General features: G+C 66.3%; 14 protein-coding genes. 11 read left to right on the top strand and 3 right to left on the bottom strand.

All coding sequences use genetic code 11. The annotated features are described in order from the left end of the window. The first annotated feature begins 108 nt into the window (after nt 1-108). From U1769_RS20565 to U1769_RS20515, 11 genes are all read left to right on the top strand, one after another. A complete protein-coding gene (locus tag U1769_RS20565) occupies nt 109-576 on the top strand; it encodes a (2Fe-2S)-binding protein (protein WP_332719793.1) in 468 nt (155 codons plus the stop codon). Then, nucleotides 573-2,729, top strand: a complete 2,157-nt coding sequence (locus tag U1769_RS20560; protein ID WP_332719791.1) for a xanthine dehydrogenase family protein molybdopterin-binding subunit — start codon at nt 573-575, stop codon at nt 2,727-2,729. The genes U1769_RS20565 and U1769_RS20560 overlap by 4 nt, the downstream gene beginning before the upstream one ends. Beyond that, entirely contained in the window at nt 2,726-3,334 is a 609-nt protein-coding gene (locus tag U1769_RS20555; RefSeq protein WP_332719789.1) for an Isoquinoline 1-oxidoreductase subunit, read from the top strand. The genes U1769_RS20560 and U1769_RS20555 overlap by 4 nt, the downstream gene beginning before the upstream one ends. A gap of 240 nt (nt 3,335-3,574) precedes the next feature. Beyond that, on the top strand, nt 3,575-4,729 hold the full coding sequence (locus tag U1769_RS20550; RefSeq protein WP_332719862.1) for a fumarylacetoacetate hydrolase family protein: 1,155 nt from the start codon (nt 3,575-3,577) through the stop codon (nt 4,727-4,729). Beyond that, entirely contained in the window at nt 4,729-5,541 is an 813-nt protein-coding gene (xylB, locus tag U1769_RS20545; protein WP_332719787.1) for a D-xylose 1-dehydrogenase, read from the top strand. The genes U1769_RS20550 and xylB overlap by 1 nt, the downstream gene beginning before the upstream one ends. 1 nt (nt 5,542) lies before the next feature. Continuing rightward, nucleotides 5,543-6,418, top strand: coding sequence for an SMP-30/gluconolactonase/LRE family protein (locus tag U1769_RS20540; RefSeq protein WP_332719784.1), 876 nt, complete (start codon nt 5,543-5,545; stop codon nt 6,416-6,418). Nucleotides 6,419-6,458: 40 nt separating this feature from the next. Beyond that, the gene (locus U1769_RS20535) at nt 6,459-7,868 is read left to right on the top strand and encodes a sugar porter family MFS transporter (protein WP_332719783.1); all 1,410 of its coding nucleotides are present in this window, start codon (nt 6,459-6,461) and stop codon (nt 7,866-7,868) included. Between the two features lie 2 nt (nt 7,869-7,870). After that, the gene (locus U1769_RS20530) at nt 7,871-8,716 is read left to right on the top strand and encodes an aldose 1-epimerase (RefSeq protein ID WP_332719781.1); all 846 of its coding nucleotides are present in this window, start codon (nt 7,871-7,873) and stop codon (nt 8,714-8,716) included. A 129-nt stretch (nt 8,717-8,845) separates the two neighbouring features. Beyond that, nucleotides 8,846-11,140: a TonB-dependent receptor gene (locus tag U1769_RS20525; protein ID WP_332719779.1), complete on the top strand. Its 2,295-nt coding sequence runs from the start codon at nt 8,846-8,848 to the stop codon at nt 11,138-11,140. Next, nucleotides 11,137-12,834 carry a carboxylesterase/lipase family protein gene (locus tag U1769_RS20520; protein WP_332719777.1) on the top strand — a complete coding sequence of 566 codons (1,698 nt, stop codon included), beginning with the start codon at nt 11,137-11,139 and terminating at the stop codon, nt 12,832-12,834. Before U1769_RS20525 ends, U1769_RS20520 begins: the two co-directional genes overlap by 4 nt. Beyond that, nucleotides 12,831-13,544, top strand: coding sequence for a TetR/AcrR family transcriptional regulator (locus tag U1769_RS20515; RefSeq protein ID WP_332719775.1), 714 nt, complete (start codon nt 12,831-12,833; stop codon nt 13,542-13,544). The genes U1769_RS20520 and U1769_RS20515 overlap by 4 nt, the downstream gene beginning before the upstream one ends. A 390-nt stretch (nt 13,545-13,934) precedes the next feature. On the opposite strand, the gene U1769_RS20510 is transcribed toward U1769_RS20515, so the two are convergent. The 3 genes from U1769_RS20510 to U1769_RS20500 all read right to left on the bottom strand — a co-directional run bounded on the left by U1769_RS20510 (nt 13,935) and on the right by U1769_RS20500 (nt 18,541). Then, nucleotides 13,935-15,605: a glycoside hydrolase family 43 protein gene (locus U1769_RS20510; RefSeq protein ID WP_332719773.1), complete on the bottom strand. Its 1,671-nt coding sequence runs from the start codon at nt 15,603-15,605 to the stop codon at nt 13,935-13,937. Beyond that, complete coding sequence (locus U1769_RS20505) at nt 15,605-17,383, bottom strand: IlvD/Edd family dehydratase (protein WP_443030429.1); 1,779 nt, start codon at nt 17,381-17,383, stop codon at nt 15,605-15,607. The genes U1769_RS20510 and U1769_RS20505 overlap by 1 nt, the downstream gene beginning before the upstream one ends. Before the next feature lie 78 nt (nt 17,384-17,461). Continuing rightward, nucleotides 17,462-18,541, bottom strand: a complete 1,080-nt coding sequence (locus tag U1769_RS20500; protein ID WP_332719771.1) for a LacI family DNA-binding transcriptional regulator — start codon at nt 18,539-18,541, stop codon at nt 17,462-17,464. Nucleotides 18,542-18,563: the final 22 nt, after the last annotated feature.

Below are 18,563 nucleotides of genomic sequence, written 5' to 3'. Positions count from 1 at the left end.
TGTTGCAGTCGTAGCCGAAAAAGCCGTTGCACCGTCGCGCGTTATCGATTGCGCGATGCAGCACGGCCGGATATCTGTACCGAGCGGACAAGAATAGGGAGACGCTGCATGGCGACCGAGTTCCTTCTGAACGGGGTCACGACGTCGTTCGACGGCGATCCAGATACGCCGTTGCTCTGGGTGCTGCGCGATCACCTCAAGCTCACCGGCACCAAATATGGCTGCGGCATTGCGCAATGCGGCGCCTGCACCGTCCATCTCGACGGCAAGAATCGCCGTTCCTGCGTGACGCCGGTCGGCACCATCGCCGGGCGCAAGGTCGTCACGATCGAGGGCGCGACCGACAAGCGTGCTGAGGCAGTGAAGGCGGCCTGGGTCGCGATCGACGTGCCGCAATGCGGTTTCTGCCAGTCAGGCCAGATCATGTCCGCGATCGGCCTGCTTACCGCCAAGCCGAAGCCGACCGACAAGGATATCGATCAGGGCATGGCCGGCAATATCTGCCGCTGCGCCACCTATGTCCGCATCCGCCAGGCGATCAAGGACGCCGCGGGCACGCTGGAGAAAAGCGCATGAACGCTCCCGTCTCCAACACGCTGGTCCCGTCGCGCCGCGGTTTCCTGCAGTCGACCGGTCTCGTGCTCGGGCTCGCTCTGCCGATGGGCCGCGGCCTTGCCGCGGCCGCGCCGACCGCTCCGTTTCAGCCCAACGCCTTCGTCAAGGTCACGCCCGACAATCTGGTGACGATCGTCATCAAGCATATCGAGTTCGGCCAGGGCCCGGCGACCGGGCTGGCGACGCTTGCGGCGGACGAGATGGATGCCGATTGGGGCCAGGTCCGCATCGAGCATGCCACCAACAATGACAAGCTCTACGCCAATCTGTTCTTCGGCACGATGGCGACGGGTGGATCAACCGCGATCGCCAACAGCTTCATGCAGATGCGCAGCGCTGGCGCGACTGCCCGGGCAATGCTGGTCGAGGCCGCGGCCAAGCGCTGGGGTGTGCCCGCGGCCGAGGTGAAGGTCTCGAAGAGCGTGGTCAGCCACGGCGCGAAAAAGGCAAGCTTCGGGGAACTCGCGGCCGAGGCGGCTGCGGTCACCCCGCCGGCCAAACCAGTGCTCAAGACGCCGGAGCAATGGACCCTGATCGGCACTGACGTGCCCAAGGTCGATTCCGTCATCAAGAGCAACGGCACCGCGATCTTCACGCTGGATATCTCGCGGCCGGACATGGTCCATGCCGTCATCCTCCATGCCCCGGCGTTCGGCGGCAAGGTGAAGACGGTGGACGATGCCGCCGCGCTCGCAACGCCGGGTGTGGTCGCGGTCAAGGCCATCCCGCAGGGCGTCGTGGTCTATGCCAGGGACAGCTATGCCGCGATCAAGGGCCGCAACGCGCTCAAGGTCGATTGGGACCTGAGCACGGCCGAACGCCGATCGAGCGAGGAGCTGTTCCGCGCCTACACTGCCGAAGTGCAGAAGCCGGGGCTCGAATATGAGAAGAAGGGCGATGCCGCGACTGCGCTGAAGGGCGCCGCGAAGACGCTCGAGGCGACCTATCAGCTGCCCTATCTCGTCCACGCCCCGATGGAGCCGATGGATGCGGTGATGGAAGTGAAGGACGGCCGGCTCGACGTCTGGATGGGATCGCAGTTCCAGGCGACCGAAACGAGCATCATCGCCGGCGTGCTTGGGATCCCGCCGGAAAAGGCGGTGCTGCACCAGCAATATGCCGGCGGCAGCTTCGGGCGGCGCACCACCTCGGACATGGCCTTCCCGGCCGAGGCCGGCGCCGTCGCCAAGGCCTGGGGCGGCGCATCGCCGGTCAAGTTCTTCTGGACGCGCGAGAATGATATCCGCGGCGGTTATTACCGGCCGATGGTCGTTCACAAGCTGACCGGCGGGATCGACGCCAAGGGCGATATCATTGCCTGGGATCAGGTCATTGCCGGGCAATCCTTCGTCATCGGCACCGCGATGGAGAAGATGATCGTCAAGGACGGCAAGGATTCGACGCTGACCGAGGGCGCGACCGAGGGAAGCTACGACTTCGCCAATTTCCGCGTCGGCGCCCATGTGATGAAGAGCCCGGTCACCACCAACTGGTGGCGCTCGGTCGGGCACACGCATACGGCCTATGTCGTCGAGACCTTCGTCGACGAATTGCTGGCGCTGGGCGGCAAGGATGCGGTGGAGGGCCGGATCGCGCTGATGAAGGACGCGCGCGAAAAGGCTGTGCTCACCCGCGTCGCCGAAATGGCGAAATGGGGCGGGCCGGTGCCGGAGGGTCGCGCCCGCGGCGTGGCGACGCACAAGGCCTTCAACACCTATGTCGCTCAGGTTGTCGAAATCTCGAAGGGGGCGGACGGTCTGCCCAAGGTGCACAAGGTCTGGTGCGCGGTCGATTGCGGCGTCGCGGTCAACCCGAACGTCATCCGCGCCCAGATGGAGGGCGGCATCGGCTTCGCCCTGGGGCATGCGCTTTATGCCGAGCTGGTGCTGGGCAAGGGCGGCACGGTGGCGCAGGGCAATTTCGATACCTATCGCTCGCTGCGCATCGGGGAGATGCCCGAAGTCGAAGTGGCGATCATCGCCTCCACCACGGCGCCGACGGGGGTCGGCGAACCCGGCGTCCCGCCGCTCGCCCCGGCCGTCGCCAATGCCTGGCGCAAGCTCACCGGCAAGGCCGTGCGCAGACTTCCCTTCGCTCATGGAGACAATGCATGAACCCGCGCCACGTCGCCCTGGCCGTCGCGATCGTCGCGTTGCCCGTCGCCCTGCTCGCGCGAGAAGCGCCCCCGGCGCTTCGGGGGCCGTCCGCCTTTGCGGGTATCAAGAACCAGGACGCGCGCTCGGTCGCGCTGTTCCAGGAAATGGGCAAGGTGATCCAGAGCCCGCGCTGCATCAACTGCCACCCGCGCACCGATCGGCCGCTCCAGGGTGACGACATGCACCCGCACAGCCCGCCGGTCGCGCGCGGCCCGTATAATTTCGGCGCATCGGGCATGGAGTGCACCACCTGCCATGGCCGCGAGAATGTCGACTTCGCCAATGGCGAGGGCAGCATCCCGGGCAATCGCAAATGGAGCCTCGCCCCGCTCGTGATGGCGTGGGAAGGCAAGTCGCTCGGCGAGATCTGCGCGCAGCTCAAGGATCCGGCGCGCAACGGCCACAAGACGCTGGACCAGCTGATCGAACATAATACGAGCGACGTGCTGGTCGGCTGGGGCTGGAATCCGGGCAAGGGCCGTACGCCGGCACCCGGCACGCAGGCGGAATTCGGCGCACTGACCAAGGCCTGGGTCGAAAGCGGGGCGAAGTGCCCGGCCTAGGCCTGGTCCGGTCATAGAAAACGTCGCTTCGTTGAAGCGTCGATCGGGTTGGTACCGGGCATGACCGGTTGCCGGGGAAGGACCGCCACGTGCGCCGGTCCGATTCACCGTCGCGGTAGCGCTGCACCGCACGCCTCGTTCCCGTACGCTCTTCACGTTTACCGACCAATGTGGACCTTGACAGGACCCCGGCGCCGTTTGATGGTAGCGCTATCAATAACCTGATTGAGCTGGAGCGGGATGTCGGACGGGGGCTTTGCGGTAGCGGATGCGCTGCCAGCGGATTGGCGTGAAGGCCGATTCATCGGTCGTATTGCGAGTGCGGAGGGACCGAGCCCGGTCCTGATCGCGGGTGGCGTCGTCCACGACATGGCGAAAGTGGCGCCGACCGTCTCCGAACTGATCGAGGCCAGAGCGTTCGACGAGACCGCGGGCGAGGCGCTCGGCGCACTCGACTCGCTCGACGTCGGCGTGGGTGACGACGCGGCCTATCGCCTGCTCAGCCCGATCGATCTGCAATGCGTGAAGGCGGCTGGCGTGACCTTCGCCGTCTCCGCGCTGGAGCGCGTGATCGAGGAGCGCGCGCGCGGCGACGCGGGCGCCGCGGCAGACGTCCGCGCCCGGCTTGAGGACATCATCGGCGGCAGCTTGCGGGCGGTCGTGCCCGGCTCGCCCGAGGCAGCCGCGATGAAGATCGCGCTGATCGAGGACGGGATGTGGTCGCAATATCTCGAAGTCGCGATCGGTCCGGATGCCGAGGTCTTCACCAAGTCCCCCGTGCTGTCGACCATCGGTTATGGCGGCGAGATCGGGGTGCGCTCCGATTCGACCTGGAACAATCCCGAGCCCGAGATCGTGATGCTCGCCGATTCGACTGGCACCGCGGTCGGCGCGACGCTCGGCAACGACGTCAATCTGCGCGATTTCGAAGGGCGCTCGGCGCTCCTGCTGGGCAAGGCGAAGGACAATAACGCGTCCTGCGCGCTCGGGCCGTTCGTGCGGCTGTTCGATGCCGGCTTCACCATGGACGATGTCCGCCAGGCCGAGGTCGAATTGCTGATCGAAGGCGCGGACGGCTATCGCCTCACCGGCGCCAGCTCGATGAACCAGATCAGCCGCGATCCGGAGACATTGCTCAAGCACACGATGAGCGAGCATCAATATCCCGACGGCTTCGTGCTGTTCCTCGGTACCTTGTTCGCGCCGACCCAGGATCGCGATGAGCCCAATCACGGCTTCACCCACAAGCCGGGCGATGTCGTGTCGATCTCGACTCCGCGCATCGGCCGCCTGGTCAACCGCGTGACGACCTCGAAGGCGGCGGCACCCTGGCAATTCGGCATCGGTGACCTGATGCGCAACCTCGCGCGCCGGGGCCTGCTGACGACATCATGATGAACGACATTCTGGAGACCACCCCAGTGCTGCAGGCCAAAGCCGCGGGCGCACCCCGCGCACTCTATCCCAGCCTCGCCGGCAAGCGCGTCATCGTCACCGGTGGCGGCAGCGGCATCGGCGAGGGCCTGGTCGAGGCCTTCGTCGCACAGGGGGCCCGCGTCGCGTTCGTCGACATCGTCGATACCGCGAGCCAGGCCGTGGTCGAGCGGCTGACGCCCGGCGCCGCGCACCCACCTTTGTTCCGGCACTGCGACCTGACCGATATCGATTCGCTCAAGCACGCGATGGCCGAGTTCGAGCACAGCCTCGGCGGGGTCGACATCCTGATCAACAATGCCGCCAATGACGATCGCCATTCGATCGAACAGGTAACCCCGGAATATTGGGATGAGCGGATGGCGGTGAACCTGCGCCACCAGTTCTTCGCTGCCCAGGCGGTGATCCCGGCGATGAAGCGCGCCGGCCAGGGCGTGATCCTCAATTTCGGCTCGATCAGCTGGCATCTCGGGCTCGAGGATCTCGTGCTCTACCAGACGGCCAAGGCAGCGATCGAGGGCATGACGCGCAGCATGGCGCGCGATCTCGGCCGCTCGAACATCCGGGTCAACACGATCGTCCCGGGCAATGTCGAGACGCCGCGCCAGCAGAAATGGTACACGCCGGAAGGCGAGGCGGAGATTGTCGCGGCGCAGTGCCTCGACGGCCGCATCCAGCCGGCCGATGTCGCTGCACTGGTGCTGTTCCTCGCCTCGGACGATGGGAAGATGTGCACCGGCCATGATTATTTCGTCGACGCCGGCTGGCGCTGAGATGGTCGCCGGCACTCCGCGGCGGGCCCTCGGCATCGGCGCGATGCTGGGCGAGGGGCCAGTCTGGGTCGGGCGCGAGAACGCGCTCTGGTTCGTCGATATCAAAAGCCTGCGGATTCACCGCTTCGATCCGGCGACCGAGTCGCTGAAGAGCTGGAATGCGCCGTCGCAGCCCGGCTGGATACTGCCCGAGCGCGGCGGCGGTTTCGTCGTTGGCATGCAGCGCGGGATCGAGCGCTTCGATCCGGTGACCGGCGCGTTCGATCCGCACGTCGTCCCCGAACCGCATCTCCCCGGCAATCGGCTGAATGATGCGACGGTCGATGCGCGGGGTCGTATCCTGTTCGGCTCGATGGACGATAGCGAGGGGAAGTCGACCGGGCGGCTCTACGCGCTCGACACGGACGGGGTGATGGATACCGGCCTGCCGCCGGTGTCGATCACCAACGGCCCCGCCATCTCGCCGGACGGGCGCACGCTCTATCACACCGATACGCTCGGCAAGGTCATTCACGCGGTCGCCGTCAATGACGATGGCAGCCTCGGCGCAATGCGCGTCTTCGCGACGATCGAGGAAGGCGCGGGCTATCCTGACGGGTCGGTGGTCGACAGCGAAGGCTGTGTGTGGACCGGCCTGTACATGGGCTGGGGCGTGCGCCGCTATGCGCCGGACGGAGCCTTGCTCGAAACGGTCAGGCTGCCGGCTTCGAACGTCACCAAGATCGCCTTTGGCGGTCCTGATCTGAAAACGGCTTATGCGACGACCGCCCGCAAGGGGCTCGATGCCGCGGCGCTTGCCGCCCAGCCTGCAGCGGGCGACCTGTTTGCGTTCGACGTCGCGGTGCCGGGGCTGCCGGTGGCCGAGGCCGTGATTTAGCGATTCGGGTACAACGAAAACGAGAATGGAGAGGGACAAGATGGCAAGCAGGGGCACGGAGCAGGCGAACAACGCCTTCATCGCGCTGATCGTCGCGGTCGCGACGATCGGCGGATTCATGTTCGGCTATGATAGCGGCGTGATCAACGGCACGCAGGATGGCCTGCGCGCCGCCTTCAGTCTCAGCGACTGGTGGCTCGGCGTCGCCGTCGCGGCGCTGCTGCCCGGTTGCGCCATCGGTGCTTTTCTCGCCGGCCGTCTCGCCGATCTGTTCGGCCGCCGCGCGGTGATGATGAGCGCGGCGCTGATCTTTATCGGCAGCGCCCTCCTCGCCGGCGCTGCCCATAATGCCGAACTGTTCATCGCTGCGCGCTTCGTCGCCGGCCTCGCGGTCGGCGCGGCCAGCGTGATTTCGCCGGTCTATATCAGCGAGGTCACGCCTGCCGCGATCCGCGGCCGGCTGTCGAGCGTGCAGCAGGTGATGATCATCGCCGGCCTCACCGGCGCCTTCCTCTCCAACTACTGGCTCGCCAACACGGCGGGCGCGTCGACCGCTGAATTCTGGCTCGGCTATCCGGCCTGGCGCTGGATGTTCTGGATGCAGGTCATCCCCGCCGGCATCTACTTCCTCGCGCTTCTGCTCATTCCGGAGAGCCCGCGCTACCTGATGCTCAGGGATCGCGATGCCGAGGCGAACACAGTCCTGACCAAATTGTTCGGGGCGACCTATGCCAACGACAAGGTCCGCGAGATTCGCGAGAGCCTGGCCGGCGATCATCACCGCCCGCGCTTCAGCGATCTGCTCGACAGCAGCACCGGCAAGGTGCGCAAGATCGTCTGGGCCGGCATCGGCCTCGCCGTGTTCCAGCAGCTCGTCGGCATCAACATCGTCTTCTATTATGGTTCGGTGCTGTGGCAGTCGGTCGGCTTCAGCGAGAATGATGCGCTGCTGATCAACATCCTGTCGGGCAGCCTGTCGATCGCCGCCTGCCTGTTCACGATCTTCACCATCGACCGGATCGGCCGCAAGCCGCTGCTGCTGGTTGGTTCGGCCGGCATGACCGTGACGCTGGCGGTGATGGCCTGGTGCTTCTCGACCGCGACCTTTGTCGACGGCAGCCTGCACATGGCGGACGGCGTCGGCACGATCGCCCTTGTCGCGGCCAATCTCTACGTCATCTTCTTCAATCTCAGCTGGGGCCCGGTGATGTGGGTGATGCTGGGCGAGATGTTCCCGACGCAGATTCGCGGATCGGGGCTGGCGGTCGCTGGCTTCGCGCAATGGACCGCCAATTTCGCGATCAGTGTCAGCTTCCCGCCGCTGGCCGCCGGCGTCGGGCTGCCGATCACCTACGGCTTCTACGCCGCGAGCGCGCTGGTCTCGTTCTTCTTCGTTCGGGCGATGATCAACGAAACGCGCGGGCGTGAGCTCGAGGACATGGAAGGCTGAAGATGATCACGCTTGCTGGCGCGGGGTGGGAGCTCGATCTCCTCCCCGCGCTCGGCGGCGCGATCGGCGCGCTGCGCTTTCAGGGTACGGATATCCTCCGTCCCACGGCGGAAGGCACCACCGATCCGCTGCAAAGCGCCTGCTTCCCGCTCGTCCCCTATGCCAATCGCATCGCGGGCGGTCGATTCAGCTTCGGCGGGCGGGATATCCGGCTGCCGCTCAACTTCGGCGATCACCCCAACACGCTGCACGGTTTCGGCTGGCAGCGCCCGTGGGAGGTCGTCGAGGTCGGCACGGATCGGGCCCGGCTGAATCATGGCCATGATGGCGGGGATGGCTGGCCGTGGCGCTACCGCGCCGAGCAACTGTTCGAACTCGGCGAAGAGGGTCTGCGCGTGATGCTGACCCTGACCAATGCCGCTCGCGAGCCGATGCCGGCGGGGATCGGCCTCCATCCCTATTTCGCCATCTCGCCCGCAACGCACCTGCGCCTGAATGCTTCGCGTGTGTGGCTCACCGATGCAGTTCAGATTCCCAGCGAGGCGGTCGCCGCGGATCATTTCGGGGATTGGGCGGGAGGCGCTTCGATCTCCGACGCCGGTTTCATCGACCATAGTTACGAGCGATGGGACGGCGTCGCCACGCTCGACCGTGGCGATCAAGTCGTCCGCCTGACCGCCGAAGGCGCGCGCGACCTGCATCTCTTCCACCCCGAAGGGGAGAGTTTCTGCTGTCTGGAACCGGTCAGCCACCTGCCTGATGCGTTCAATCAGCCCGGCGCGGTGTTCGATCTTCTACCGCCGGGTGATTCGCTGGTTCTGACGATGCGGATTGCCGTCGATCCCTGATATTGGAGTCTCCGCCTTTTAAATACTGACTGACGTGACAGTCAGTATTGACTCTGGGTCACGCCATGTCATGGTCCCACCGTTCGCAGACCAGCGTCACCAAGACGCGGCAGCGACAAAGGAGGGGACATGAACCGCTTTGCCTACACGTCGTCGCTGCTCGCGCTCATGGCAGCGGGCGCTCCTGCCGCCGCGCAGACGACTTCCTCGCCCGCCGAGTCGGCCGTCCAGGATGGCGGCGGTGCGGCCGACCCGAACGACATCATCGTCACTGCCACCCGCCGCAACGAACGGCTGCAGGACGTGCCGCTCAGCGTGACGGCCTTTTCGCAGGAAGAACTGACCCGCAAGGGCATCGTCGGCTTCGAAGGCATTGCCCGCGAAACGCCGGGCGTCGTGCTCAATCAGGCCAGTGACAATAATGCCCGGTTCACCGCCCGCGGCATCTCCACCAATGGTTGGGGCGCCGGGCTCCAGACCACCACCACCATCTATCTCGACGAGCTGCCGCTCAGCACGATCGGCAACACGGTCACGCTCAGCCCCAATCTCTACGATATCGAGCGCGTCGAATTCCTGCGCGGGCCACAGGGCACGCTGTTCGGCTCTGGCTCGCTGTCGGGCGCGCTGCGCATCCTGACCAAGAGCCCCAATCTGATTAAATTTGATGCGTCGGCCCTGGCCGATATCGGCCTTACGCCCGACGGCGGCGGCATCCGCCAGCGCTACAACGCCATGGTCAATGTGCCCTTGGTCAACGATACGCTCGGGCTGCGCGTCGTCGGCTATTACCGGAACGAGGAAGGCTATGTCGACAATCTCGGGACGGGCGTGAAGAATGCCAACACGCTGAGGGACTGGGGCGGCCGCGCCACCCTGCTATGGAAACCGACCGATCGGCTGAGCATCAAGCTGCTCGGTTCCTATGAGAAGAGCGAGCCGCAGGATTCGGCGCTGACCTCCCCGTCGCTCGGCGACCGCAAGCGCTACAGCTCGATCCCCGATCGCTACACCTCCATCACGCAGGTCTATAACGGCACGATCGACTATCAGTTCGACGGCGCCCACCTGACCAGCTCCTCGACCTATTCGATCGCCGACGGCGATTTCGACGTCGATCTCGCCGGTACCTTCGCCACGGGCGTGCCCATCGCCCAGGCCATCCCTTTCTATCTCGACGACGATTACCGGCAGAAGACCTTCGTCCAGGAAGCGCGCATCGCCTCGGACGCGGGCGGGAAGTTCGATTGGGTGGTTGGCGGCTTCTACCTGCACCGCAATCTCGATCTGAATGGGCGAAACCTGTCGGGCGCGTCCTTCCTCGCCGCCCGCCGCATCACCGGCCTGCCGGGTACGACCTTCGCTGCCTTCGGCAGTGTCTCGCGCACGTATGAGCTCGCCGGATTCGGGGAGCTCAGCTATCATCTGACTGATCAGCTCACCGCAACGGGCGGCGTCCGCTACGGCAAATATGGCGGCACGGTCGATACCAAGCCCGGCTTCAACACCGCCTATTTCACCTATGCGCTGTTCAACATCGCCGGCCCCCTTGCCCTGGTGCCGAGCGCGCCGGCGAGCGCCCGCTATCCTTCCGCCAGCAAGGCCTCGTGGAAAGCGAGCCTCAGCTACAAGCCGTCCCGCAGCCTGACGACCTATGCCACCGTCTCCACCGGCTATCGCACGCCGGTCTATAATGGCCGCGCAGGGAGCGTCAGCACCGTCGATCCGACCGATCTCGTCATCCCGGCGGGGGCCGGCTCCGACAATCTCACCAATTACGAGCTTGGCCTGAAGGGGCGCTGGCTGGGGGGAAAACTCACCGCGAACCTCGCCGCTTATTATATCGATTGGCGCAACATCCAGGTCCAGGCCAACCGCCAGTCCGACTCGGTCCAGTTCGCTACCAATGTGGGGCGGGCGAGCAGCAAGGGGATCGAGGCGGAGATCACCGTCGCGCCGGTAACCGGGCTGCTGTTCGGCCTGAACGGCTCGCTCAACCGGGCCAAGGTGACGGAGCTGACCGCGCAGGAGGCCGCGATCTCCGGCGCGGTGAACGGCGCGCGCCTCGCTTCACCGCATGTGCAGGGCTCTTTCTTCGGGGCCTATAATTACGATCTGGGCAGCGATGCCAAAGGCTTCACCAGCTTCCAGCTCCAGCATGTCGGGTCCTTCCCCAACGGCTTCCCCAACACGCCGGGCAAGCCCGGGGTGCTGAGCCCGCTCTATGACAATACCGATGCCTATACCTATCTCAACCTGCAGACCGGCATCACGCTCCGCGACCTGTCCGTGACCTTCTACATGGAGAATGTCGGCAACAGCCGGGCGACCACCTACATCCACCCCGAAGCGTTCGTGTACAGCCGCTATGCGATCGTGCGGCCGCGCACCTTCGGCGTGCGCATCGGCTATAACCTGTGGTGATCGGGAAAGCGTCGGCGCCGTTGTGGGCCGCGGCCGCCTGGCTGTCCCTTGCTGCTGCGTCGGCGCCCGGCGAAGCGCCCCAGGTCCGCATCGGCCAGGGCATGCTGCAAGGTGTCGCCGATCCGGGCGCCCGGGTGGTTGCCTTCAAGGGCATCCCCTATGCCAGGCCTCCGGTGGGAGATTTGCGCTGGCGGCCACCCGTTCCGGCGACCGGCTGGAAAGGCACCCGCGATGCGCGGGCATTTGGTGCCGCCTGTCTTCAGCCGCCGCAATCGCCGACCGGGCTCTATTCGGGCGGCATGACACCGATGAGCGAGGATTGCCTGACGCTCAATGTCTGGGCACCCACCGGCGCGCGCAAGCTGCCGGTCATGGTCTGGATCCACGGTGGCGCGCTGGCTGGGGGCAGCAGTTCGGAGCCGTTGTACGACGGGGCGAAGCTGGCCCGGCAGGGCATCGTCCTCGTCTCGATCAACTATCGTCTCGGCCTGCTCGGCTATCTGGCGCATCCGGGGCTGAGCGCTGAATCGCCGCAGCGCCTCTCCGGCAATTACGGGCTGCTCGACCAGATCGAGGCGCTGCGCTGGGTGCGTGACAACATCGCTGCCTTTGGCGGTGATCCCGGGCGAGTCACCATTGCGGGTGAATCCGCCGGCGGCCTCAGCGCCATCGCCCTGCTGGCCAGCCCGGTGGCGCGGGGCCTGTTCGCGCGGGCGATCGTGCAGAGCGGCTACATGCCCTCCTATCGCGCGCCGCACGCGGAAACGCGCGGCTTGCCGTCGGCCGAGGCGGCAGGCGCGGCGCTGGCCAAAGCTGCCGGGGCGACGGATGCCGCGGCGCTCCGCGCGGCCGATCCGGCGGGGCTGTTCAGGGCCGGCCTTGCGACCGGCTGGCAGCCCGAGCCGGTGATCGACGGCGTCGTGCTGAAGCGTCAGCTCGCCGAAACCTTCGCACGGGGCGAGCAGGCGAAGGTGCCGGTGCTGGCGGGCTTCAACGAAGGTGAAATCCGCTCGCTGCTCTTCCTGATGCCCAAGGCGCCGGACAGCCAGGCCGCCTATGTCGCGGATGTGCGGCGGCGTTTCGGCCCGGAGGCGGACGCCTATCTCACCGTCTATCCAGGGAGGGACCCCAGGGCGGACGTGATGGCGTCGGTCCGCGACGGCCTGTACGGCTGGGCCGCGCAATATCTGGTGCGGCAACAGGCGGTGGCGGGCCAGCCCGCCTATCTCTATTTCTTCCGGCATAGCACGCCGGCGCAGCGCGCCCGCGATCTCGCTGCCTTCCACGCCAGCGAACTGCCCTATATCTTCGGCCAGGTCGGCGCGTCGGCGAGGATCGGCCCGAACTGGCCGCGCCCGCCGCTCACCCAGGCTGAGACGCGTCTTTCGGATGCGATGATGCGCTATTGGGCCGCCTTCGTCCGCACGGGTGTGCCGACGGCGCCGGGCGAGGCCGCATGGCCCCGCTACACCGCGCGGCAACCCGCCTATCTCGATATCGACGATCGTCCGTCCGCCGGGCGCCGTCTCCAGCCGGCAGCCTTTGCCTGGGCCGATGCGCTGGTCGCGGGGCGGCTGCGACAGGGGCGCGGCTGGCGATACGATATCGGCTTCTCGGCCTTTCCGGTGCAGATCGCGGCCACTGGTGGGGGCGTTGACGCGCCTGCCGCACCCCGGCAACCAGAGTCCCGATGAGCAGCACCGACCAAGCCACGCTGGACGACGAGCCAGCACCGCGCGCGCGCAACCACAAGGCGCGCGTGCGCGAGGCGTCGATCGAGCGCATCCTCGACGCCGCCGAGCAATTGTTCGCCGAATTCGGCTATCACGGGGTCACGCTGAAGGATGTCGCGGCGCGTGTCGGGGTCAGTTCGACGCTGATCCATTATCATTTCAACGGCAAGGAAAGCATCTACGAGGCGGTCTGGGCGCGCAAGGCGCCGATCTCGGCCCGCAACCGGCTCGAGGCGATGCGGCTTTATGCCGAGGAAGCCGGCGACAAGGTCACGGTCGAGGGTGCGCTCCACGCCTGGATCGACACCGATCTGAACGTTCAGATCGATGACGAGGAGCAATGGGTGGCGTTCGGCAAGATCGCGGCTCAGGCCAACAGCGCAACCGGCTGGGGTGCAGGCCGGATGACGAAATATTTCAACCCCGTCGTCCTGGCGCTGATCGACCTGCTCAAAAAGGCGATGCCGGACTGCGACGAGGAAACGATCTTCTGGGGCTATCATTTCGTCTCGGGCGCGATGACGCACAATATGGCGCGCACCGGCCGTCTCGACGAGCTGTCGCACGGGCTCTGCTCGTCCAACGATTTCGTGTCGATCAAGCGGCATATGGCTCGGTTCATGGCCGCCGGGTTCCACGCCATCTGCCAGAGTTCGCCCGCCGGGAAGTAGCGGCACGTAAAGGCCTGTCTCGAGGTCCAGGGGTGATTCAAGTCAGGTGGCCGGGCCTTATGATGCTCGGCCCGGCGGTCGTCGCCGGCGCTTGCGGGGTCCTCGATCGTGCCAGTACAGATTTTCCGCTGCGACTATTCTCAACTACAGGCGATACAAAAACTGATAGGGGTCGCAAAATTCGGGAAGTCGTCGTTAAGATCGCTGGCCGGATTTTGTCGTGCGGCTGTTCTTGCCACTCCAACACCTTCACTGCACGTTACATCACGTCACGTGCAACCCGGCAATAACACCCGATTTTCCTTCGTCTCGCAGCCGTGTCGCATAATTCCGCGAATACTGGCCCGATCGCGGCAGCTTCCAACACTTTTACTTGGCGCTCAAGACCGGTCAGTCCTGCTCGCCGGCCCTTGCGAACGGTCCGACCGTCGCGCCGACGAACCCGCCGGCATGTTTGGTGCTGAGCAGGGTCGCGTCGAGGTCCTTCGCCAGCACATGCCAGACGCCGTCAGCACCGGCATAGAGGAAGTCGCATGCGTCGCCGCGCGTCACGATGCGCAGCCGGACGGTCGTCCCGGCAAAGGGCGCAGACGCGACCAGCGTTCCGTCCGCGGGATCGCTGCTGCCGTCGCGTTTCTCGAGCGCGATCACCGTCCCGGTAGCGGTGCGCTGGAGCGACAGGGCGTAGAAATGCGCCATGTCCTGCATCGCGACGATGCCCGCCCGGTCGCCGGGGCGAAGCGGCGTGAAGGTCACCGCTGTTTCCGCCGTTGCCCAGTGATGCTGCAACCGCCGCCCGAGGAACGCCGGCTGGCCGCTCCCGCCGATCGCCACCGGTCGCGCGTCGAGTATGAGCGTGCCTTGCGACAGCCGGTGCCAGCCAGTCTCGGTCGCCCTGATCTGCATCCAATAGGGCGCGAGCGCCGTTCCGGCGAACGCGTCGCGCACATGGAAAGCGCCGCTGTTCGGCACCGCGACCGGCTTGTCGCGCGGCAGGGCGGGGCGGCGCGCCGCATAGGGGATCAGGGCGCCCGGTGCGGTTACCTCAGGCCATCCGTCCTTCCAGCGGACCGGCAGCAGGAAGGTTTCGCGCCCGATATTGTAGAAGTCGCCCTGATACGGCCGCGTCGCGAGGAAGATCGTCCACCAGTCGCCCTTGGGCGTCGTGACGAAATCGGCATGGCCGGCCGAGGTGATCGGGAAGGGCCGCGCCGGATCGAGCCCGCGTTGAGTCAGGATCGGGTTGGTCGGGCCGGGCTGATAGGGGCCGGCCGCCGATCGGCTGCGATAGATCACTTCGCTATGGTTTTCGGCCGTGCCGCCCTCGGCGGTCATCAGATAATACCACCCGTCGCGCGTGAAGATATGCGGCCCCTCCGCCCAGATCGGCTTGTCCGCGAAATGCACGCCGCCATTCACCAGCAGCGTTCGTGCGCCGAACGGCTTCAGGCTCTTCGGGTCGAAGCGCTGGATCCAGATCGCGCGGTGGCCGTCATATTCCGGCTTGCCCACCGGCGGGCCATTGTTGAGGATCCACGCCGATCCGTCGGCATCGAAGAAGATCGAGGGATCGATCCCGTCGATCTCGTTCCAGTGCGGATCGGACCAGGGCCCGGCTGGATTCCGCGCCGTCATCACGAAATTGCCGCCGCAATCGACGCAGGTGCCGGCGAGATAGAAGGTGCCGGCATGATGGCTGATGTCCGGCGCGAAAATGCCGCGCGACAGGCCGATTTTCTTGAAGTCGAACTGGGTGGGCCGGTCGATCGCGTTGCCGATCTGCTTCCACGAAACCAGGTCGCGGCTGTGGAAGATCGGCAGGCCGGGGAAATAGCTGAAGGTCGAATTGACCAGGTAATAATCCTGACCGACCCGCTCGATCGACGGGTCGGGATAGAATCCCTGCAGGATCGGGTTGCGATACGCGCCAGGCCCCGCGGTCACCGCGCGGTCGACCGGGTCCTCGCCGCGATAATCGAACCAGGCGAACTGGGCGACGGGCGCCGGCGCCGCGCCGATGAGCATCAGCGCGATCGCGGCGCCCGTTATCCGCTTCAGCATCAGTGGTTGTGCCGCGGCGTCTTGGCCGAAATGCCGCGATATTTGACGGCCATCTCCAGCACCGCGCCGTCCTCGAGCTGGCCGGTCTTTTCGCGGTACAGTTCTTCCCACGGCGTATTGCTCGCGGGGAAGGGCGGCGCCGGCTCACCCTTGCGCCGCGCGATCTCGGCCGGATCGACCAGTGCGTCGCAGGTGCCGGCGTTGAGGTCGATGCGGATCACGTCCCCGGTGTGCAGCCAGGCGAGCCCGCCGCCGACTGCGCTTTCCGGCGAGGCGTTGAGGATCGAGGGGCTGTCCGACGTGCCCGATTGCCGCCCGTCGCCGAGCGTCGGCAGCCACGCGATGCCCCGCTGGATCAGCGCGTCCGGCGGCTGCATGTTGACCACCTCGGCCGATCCCGGCCAGCCGATCGGCCCGGCGCCACGGATGACGAGCACGCAATTCTCGTCGATCGCCAGCGCGGGATCATTGATCCGGTGATGGTAATCGTCCGATCCGTCGAACACGATCGCGCGTGCTTCGAAAATGCCTTCCTTGCCCGGATGGCTCAGATAGCGGTCGCGGAATTCGTCCGAGATCACGCTGGTCTTCATGATCGCGAAGTCGAACAGATTGCCGGTCAGCGCCAGGAAACCGGCCTTCTCTTTCAGCGGCGTGGCGAAGGCGCGGATCACCTCGCGGTCGCGCGATATCCGGCCCGCGATATTCTCGCCGATCGTCTTGCCGGTCACGGTCAGGCATGTGCCGTCGAGCACCCCGCCCTCGGCCAGCTCGCACAGGATCGCCGGCACACCGCCTGCGCGGTGGAACCGTTCGCCGAGGAACCGGCCAGCCGGCTGCACATCGGCGAGCAGCGGCAGGTCATAGCCATGCTCGGTCCAGTCGGACGGATTCAGCTCGACGCCCGCATGACGCGCCATCGCCATCAGATGCGGCTGAGCGTTGGAAGAGCCGCCAATGACGGTGATCGCACGGACGGCGTTGAGGAAGGCCGCACGTGTGAGAATCTTCGAGGGGCGCAGATCCTCATAGGCCATATCGACGATGCGACGGCCGGTCTCGTACGCAATCTGACCGCGCTCGCGATAGGGGGCGGGGATTGCCGCGCAACCGGGCAGCGAAAGCCCGAGCACTTCAGCCACGGCATTCATCGTCGAGGCAGTGCCCATCGTGTTGCAATGGCCGGCCGAGGGCGCGCTGTCGGTCGCGCGGCGCAGGAATTCCTCCTCGTCGATCTCGCCCTTGGCCAGCTTGCGGCGCGATCGCCAGATGACGGTGCCCGATCCCACCAGCTCGCCTTCGTGCCAGCCGTCGAGCATCGGCCCGCCGGACAGCACGATCGCCGGAATGTCGACGGTCGACGCGGCCATGATGCCGGACGGCGTGGTCTTGTCGCAGCCGGTGGTCAGCACCACCGCGTCGATCGGATAGCCGTACAGGATCTCGACCAGCCCGAGATAGGCGAGGTTGCGGTCGAGCGCCGCGGTCGGGCGGCGGCAATTCTCGAAGATCGGATGAGTCGGGAATTCCATCGGAATCCCGCCCGCATCGCGGATGCCGTCGCGCACGCGCTTGGCCAGGTCGACATGGATGCGATTGCACGGGGAAAGGTCGCTGCCGGTCTGGGCGATGCCGATGATCGGCCGGCCGCTGCGCAGCTCTTCCGCGGTGATGCCGTAATTCATGAACCGCTCGAGATAGAGCGCCGTCATGTCGGACCGCTCCGGATCGGCGAACCAGTCGCGCGACCGGAAGGCCTTTACGGGTTCACGCTTCACTTCACTCTCCTGATCAGATCCTATGGTATCGCTAACGCAATCCGCGCCGCCCCACAACAAACGACGCGAACGCCACCTTCAGCATGGCGGTTTCGGGGTCACCAGCGGCCGGCGGCGCGGGGCCGCGTCGGACTGGCGACGGATCAGCTCGAAGTCGAGCTGGATATGGCGCGCCGCGTCCGGATGCCCGGCGCGGCGGCTGCGGATCTCCCGCACAAGCAGCTGTACCGCCGCGAGCGACATCTCGGTGATCGGCTGGTGTATCGTTGTCAATTCGGGCCAGATCGTCGTGGCCAGGGCGGTGTCGTCGAACCCGCAGACGGTCAGGTCGTTCGGGACGTCGAGCCCATGCCGGTGCGCGACCGCGACGGTTGCCGCTGCCATGTCGTCATTGCTGGCGAAGATCGCCGAGGGCGGGCGCGCGAGATCGAGCAGTTGCTCGGCCATGTCGAGGCCCGATCGGTAGGTGAACAGCCCCTGTGCGACGAGTTCGTCGGCGTAAGGCAGGCCGACCGCCGCGAGCGCGTCGCGGTACCCGGCCAGGCGCCGCGCGCTTGCGGTCTGGTCCGGATTGCCGATGATGAAGCCGATCCGCTGGTGGCCGAGCCCGGCGATGTGCCGTGTCATGTCGAAGGCCGCACGGTGATCGTCGATGCTGACCGCGGAAAAGCCGGGCGCCGGATCCCCGCTGGCGACGGTGACGGCGAGGCCCCCCGCCGCCCGCAGGACTTCAAGCAGAGCCGGTGCGTCGCACAGCGGTGGCGGCAGCACGATCCCCTCGATCCCGCCGCGCAGCAGGCGGGTGGCGGCTTCCCCGGCATGCGCGCCGGCGCCGCATTTCTCCACGATGATCTGGATGTTCGCCCGGCTGGCGAAATCGAGGCTGCCGACCAGGAATTCGCTGAGATAGGCGGCGCTGGGATTGCTGTAGAGCAGGCCGATCCGCACCGGAGCCGCGCCGGCCAGGCTGCGCGCGGCCGGGTTGGGCGAATAGCTGAGCGCCGCGATCGCCGCTTTCACCGCTGCGCGCGTGACCGGGCGAACATTGCCCTCGCCGTTCAGTACGCGCGATACGGTCATCGGCGAAACCCCGGCCTTGCGCGCGACATCGTTGATGGTCGGGTTGCCGCGCTGCCGGCGGGAGGTGGTGAGGCTCAAGCGTCCCCCTCCACGGCGCGGT

Source organism: Parasphingomonas zepuensis, from assembly GCF_036663735.1.
Classification (GTDB): domain Bacteria; phylum Pseudomonadota; class Alphaproteobacteria; order Sphingomonadales; family Sphingomonadaceae; genus Sphingomonas.
This window is presented reverse-complemented; position numbering and strand designations above follow the sequence as displayed.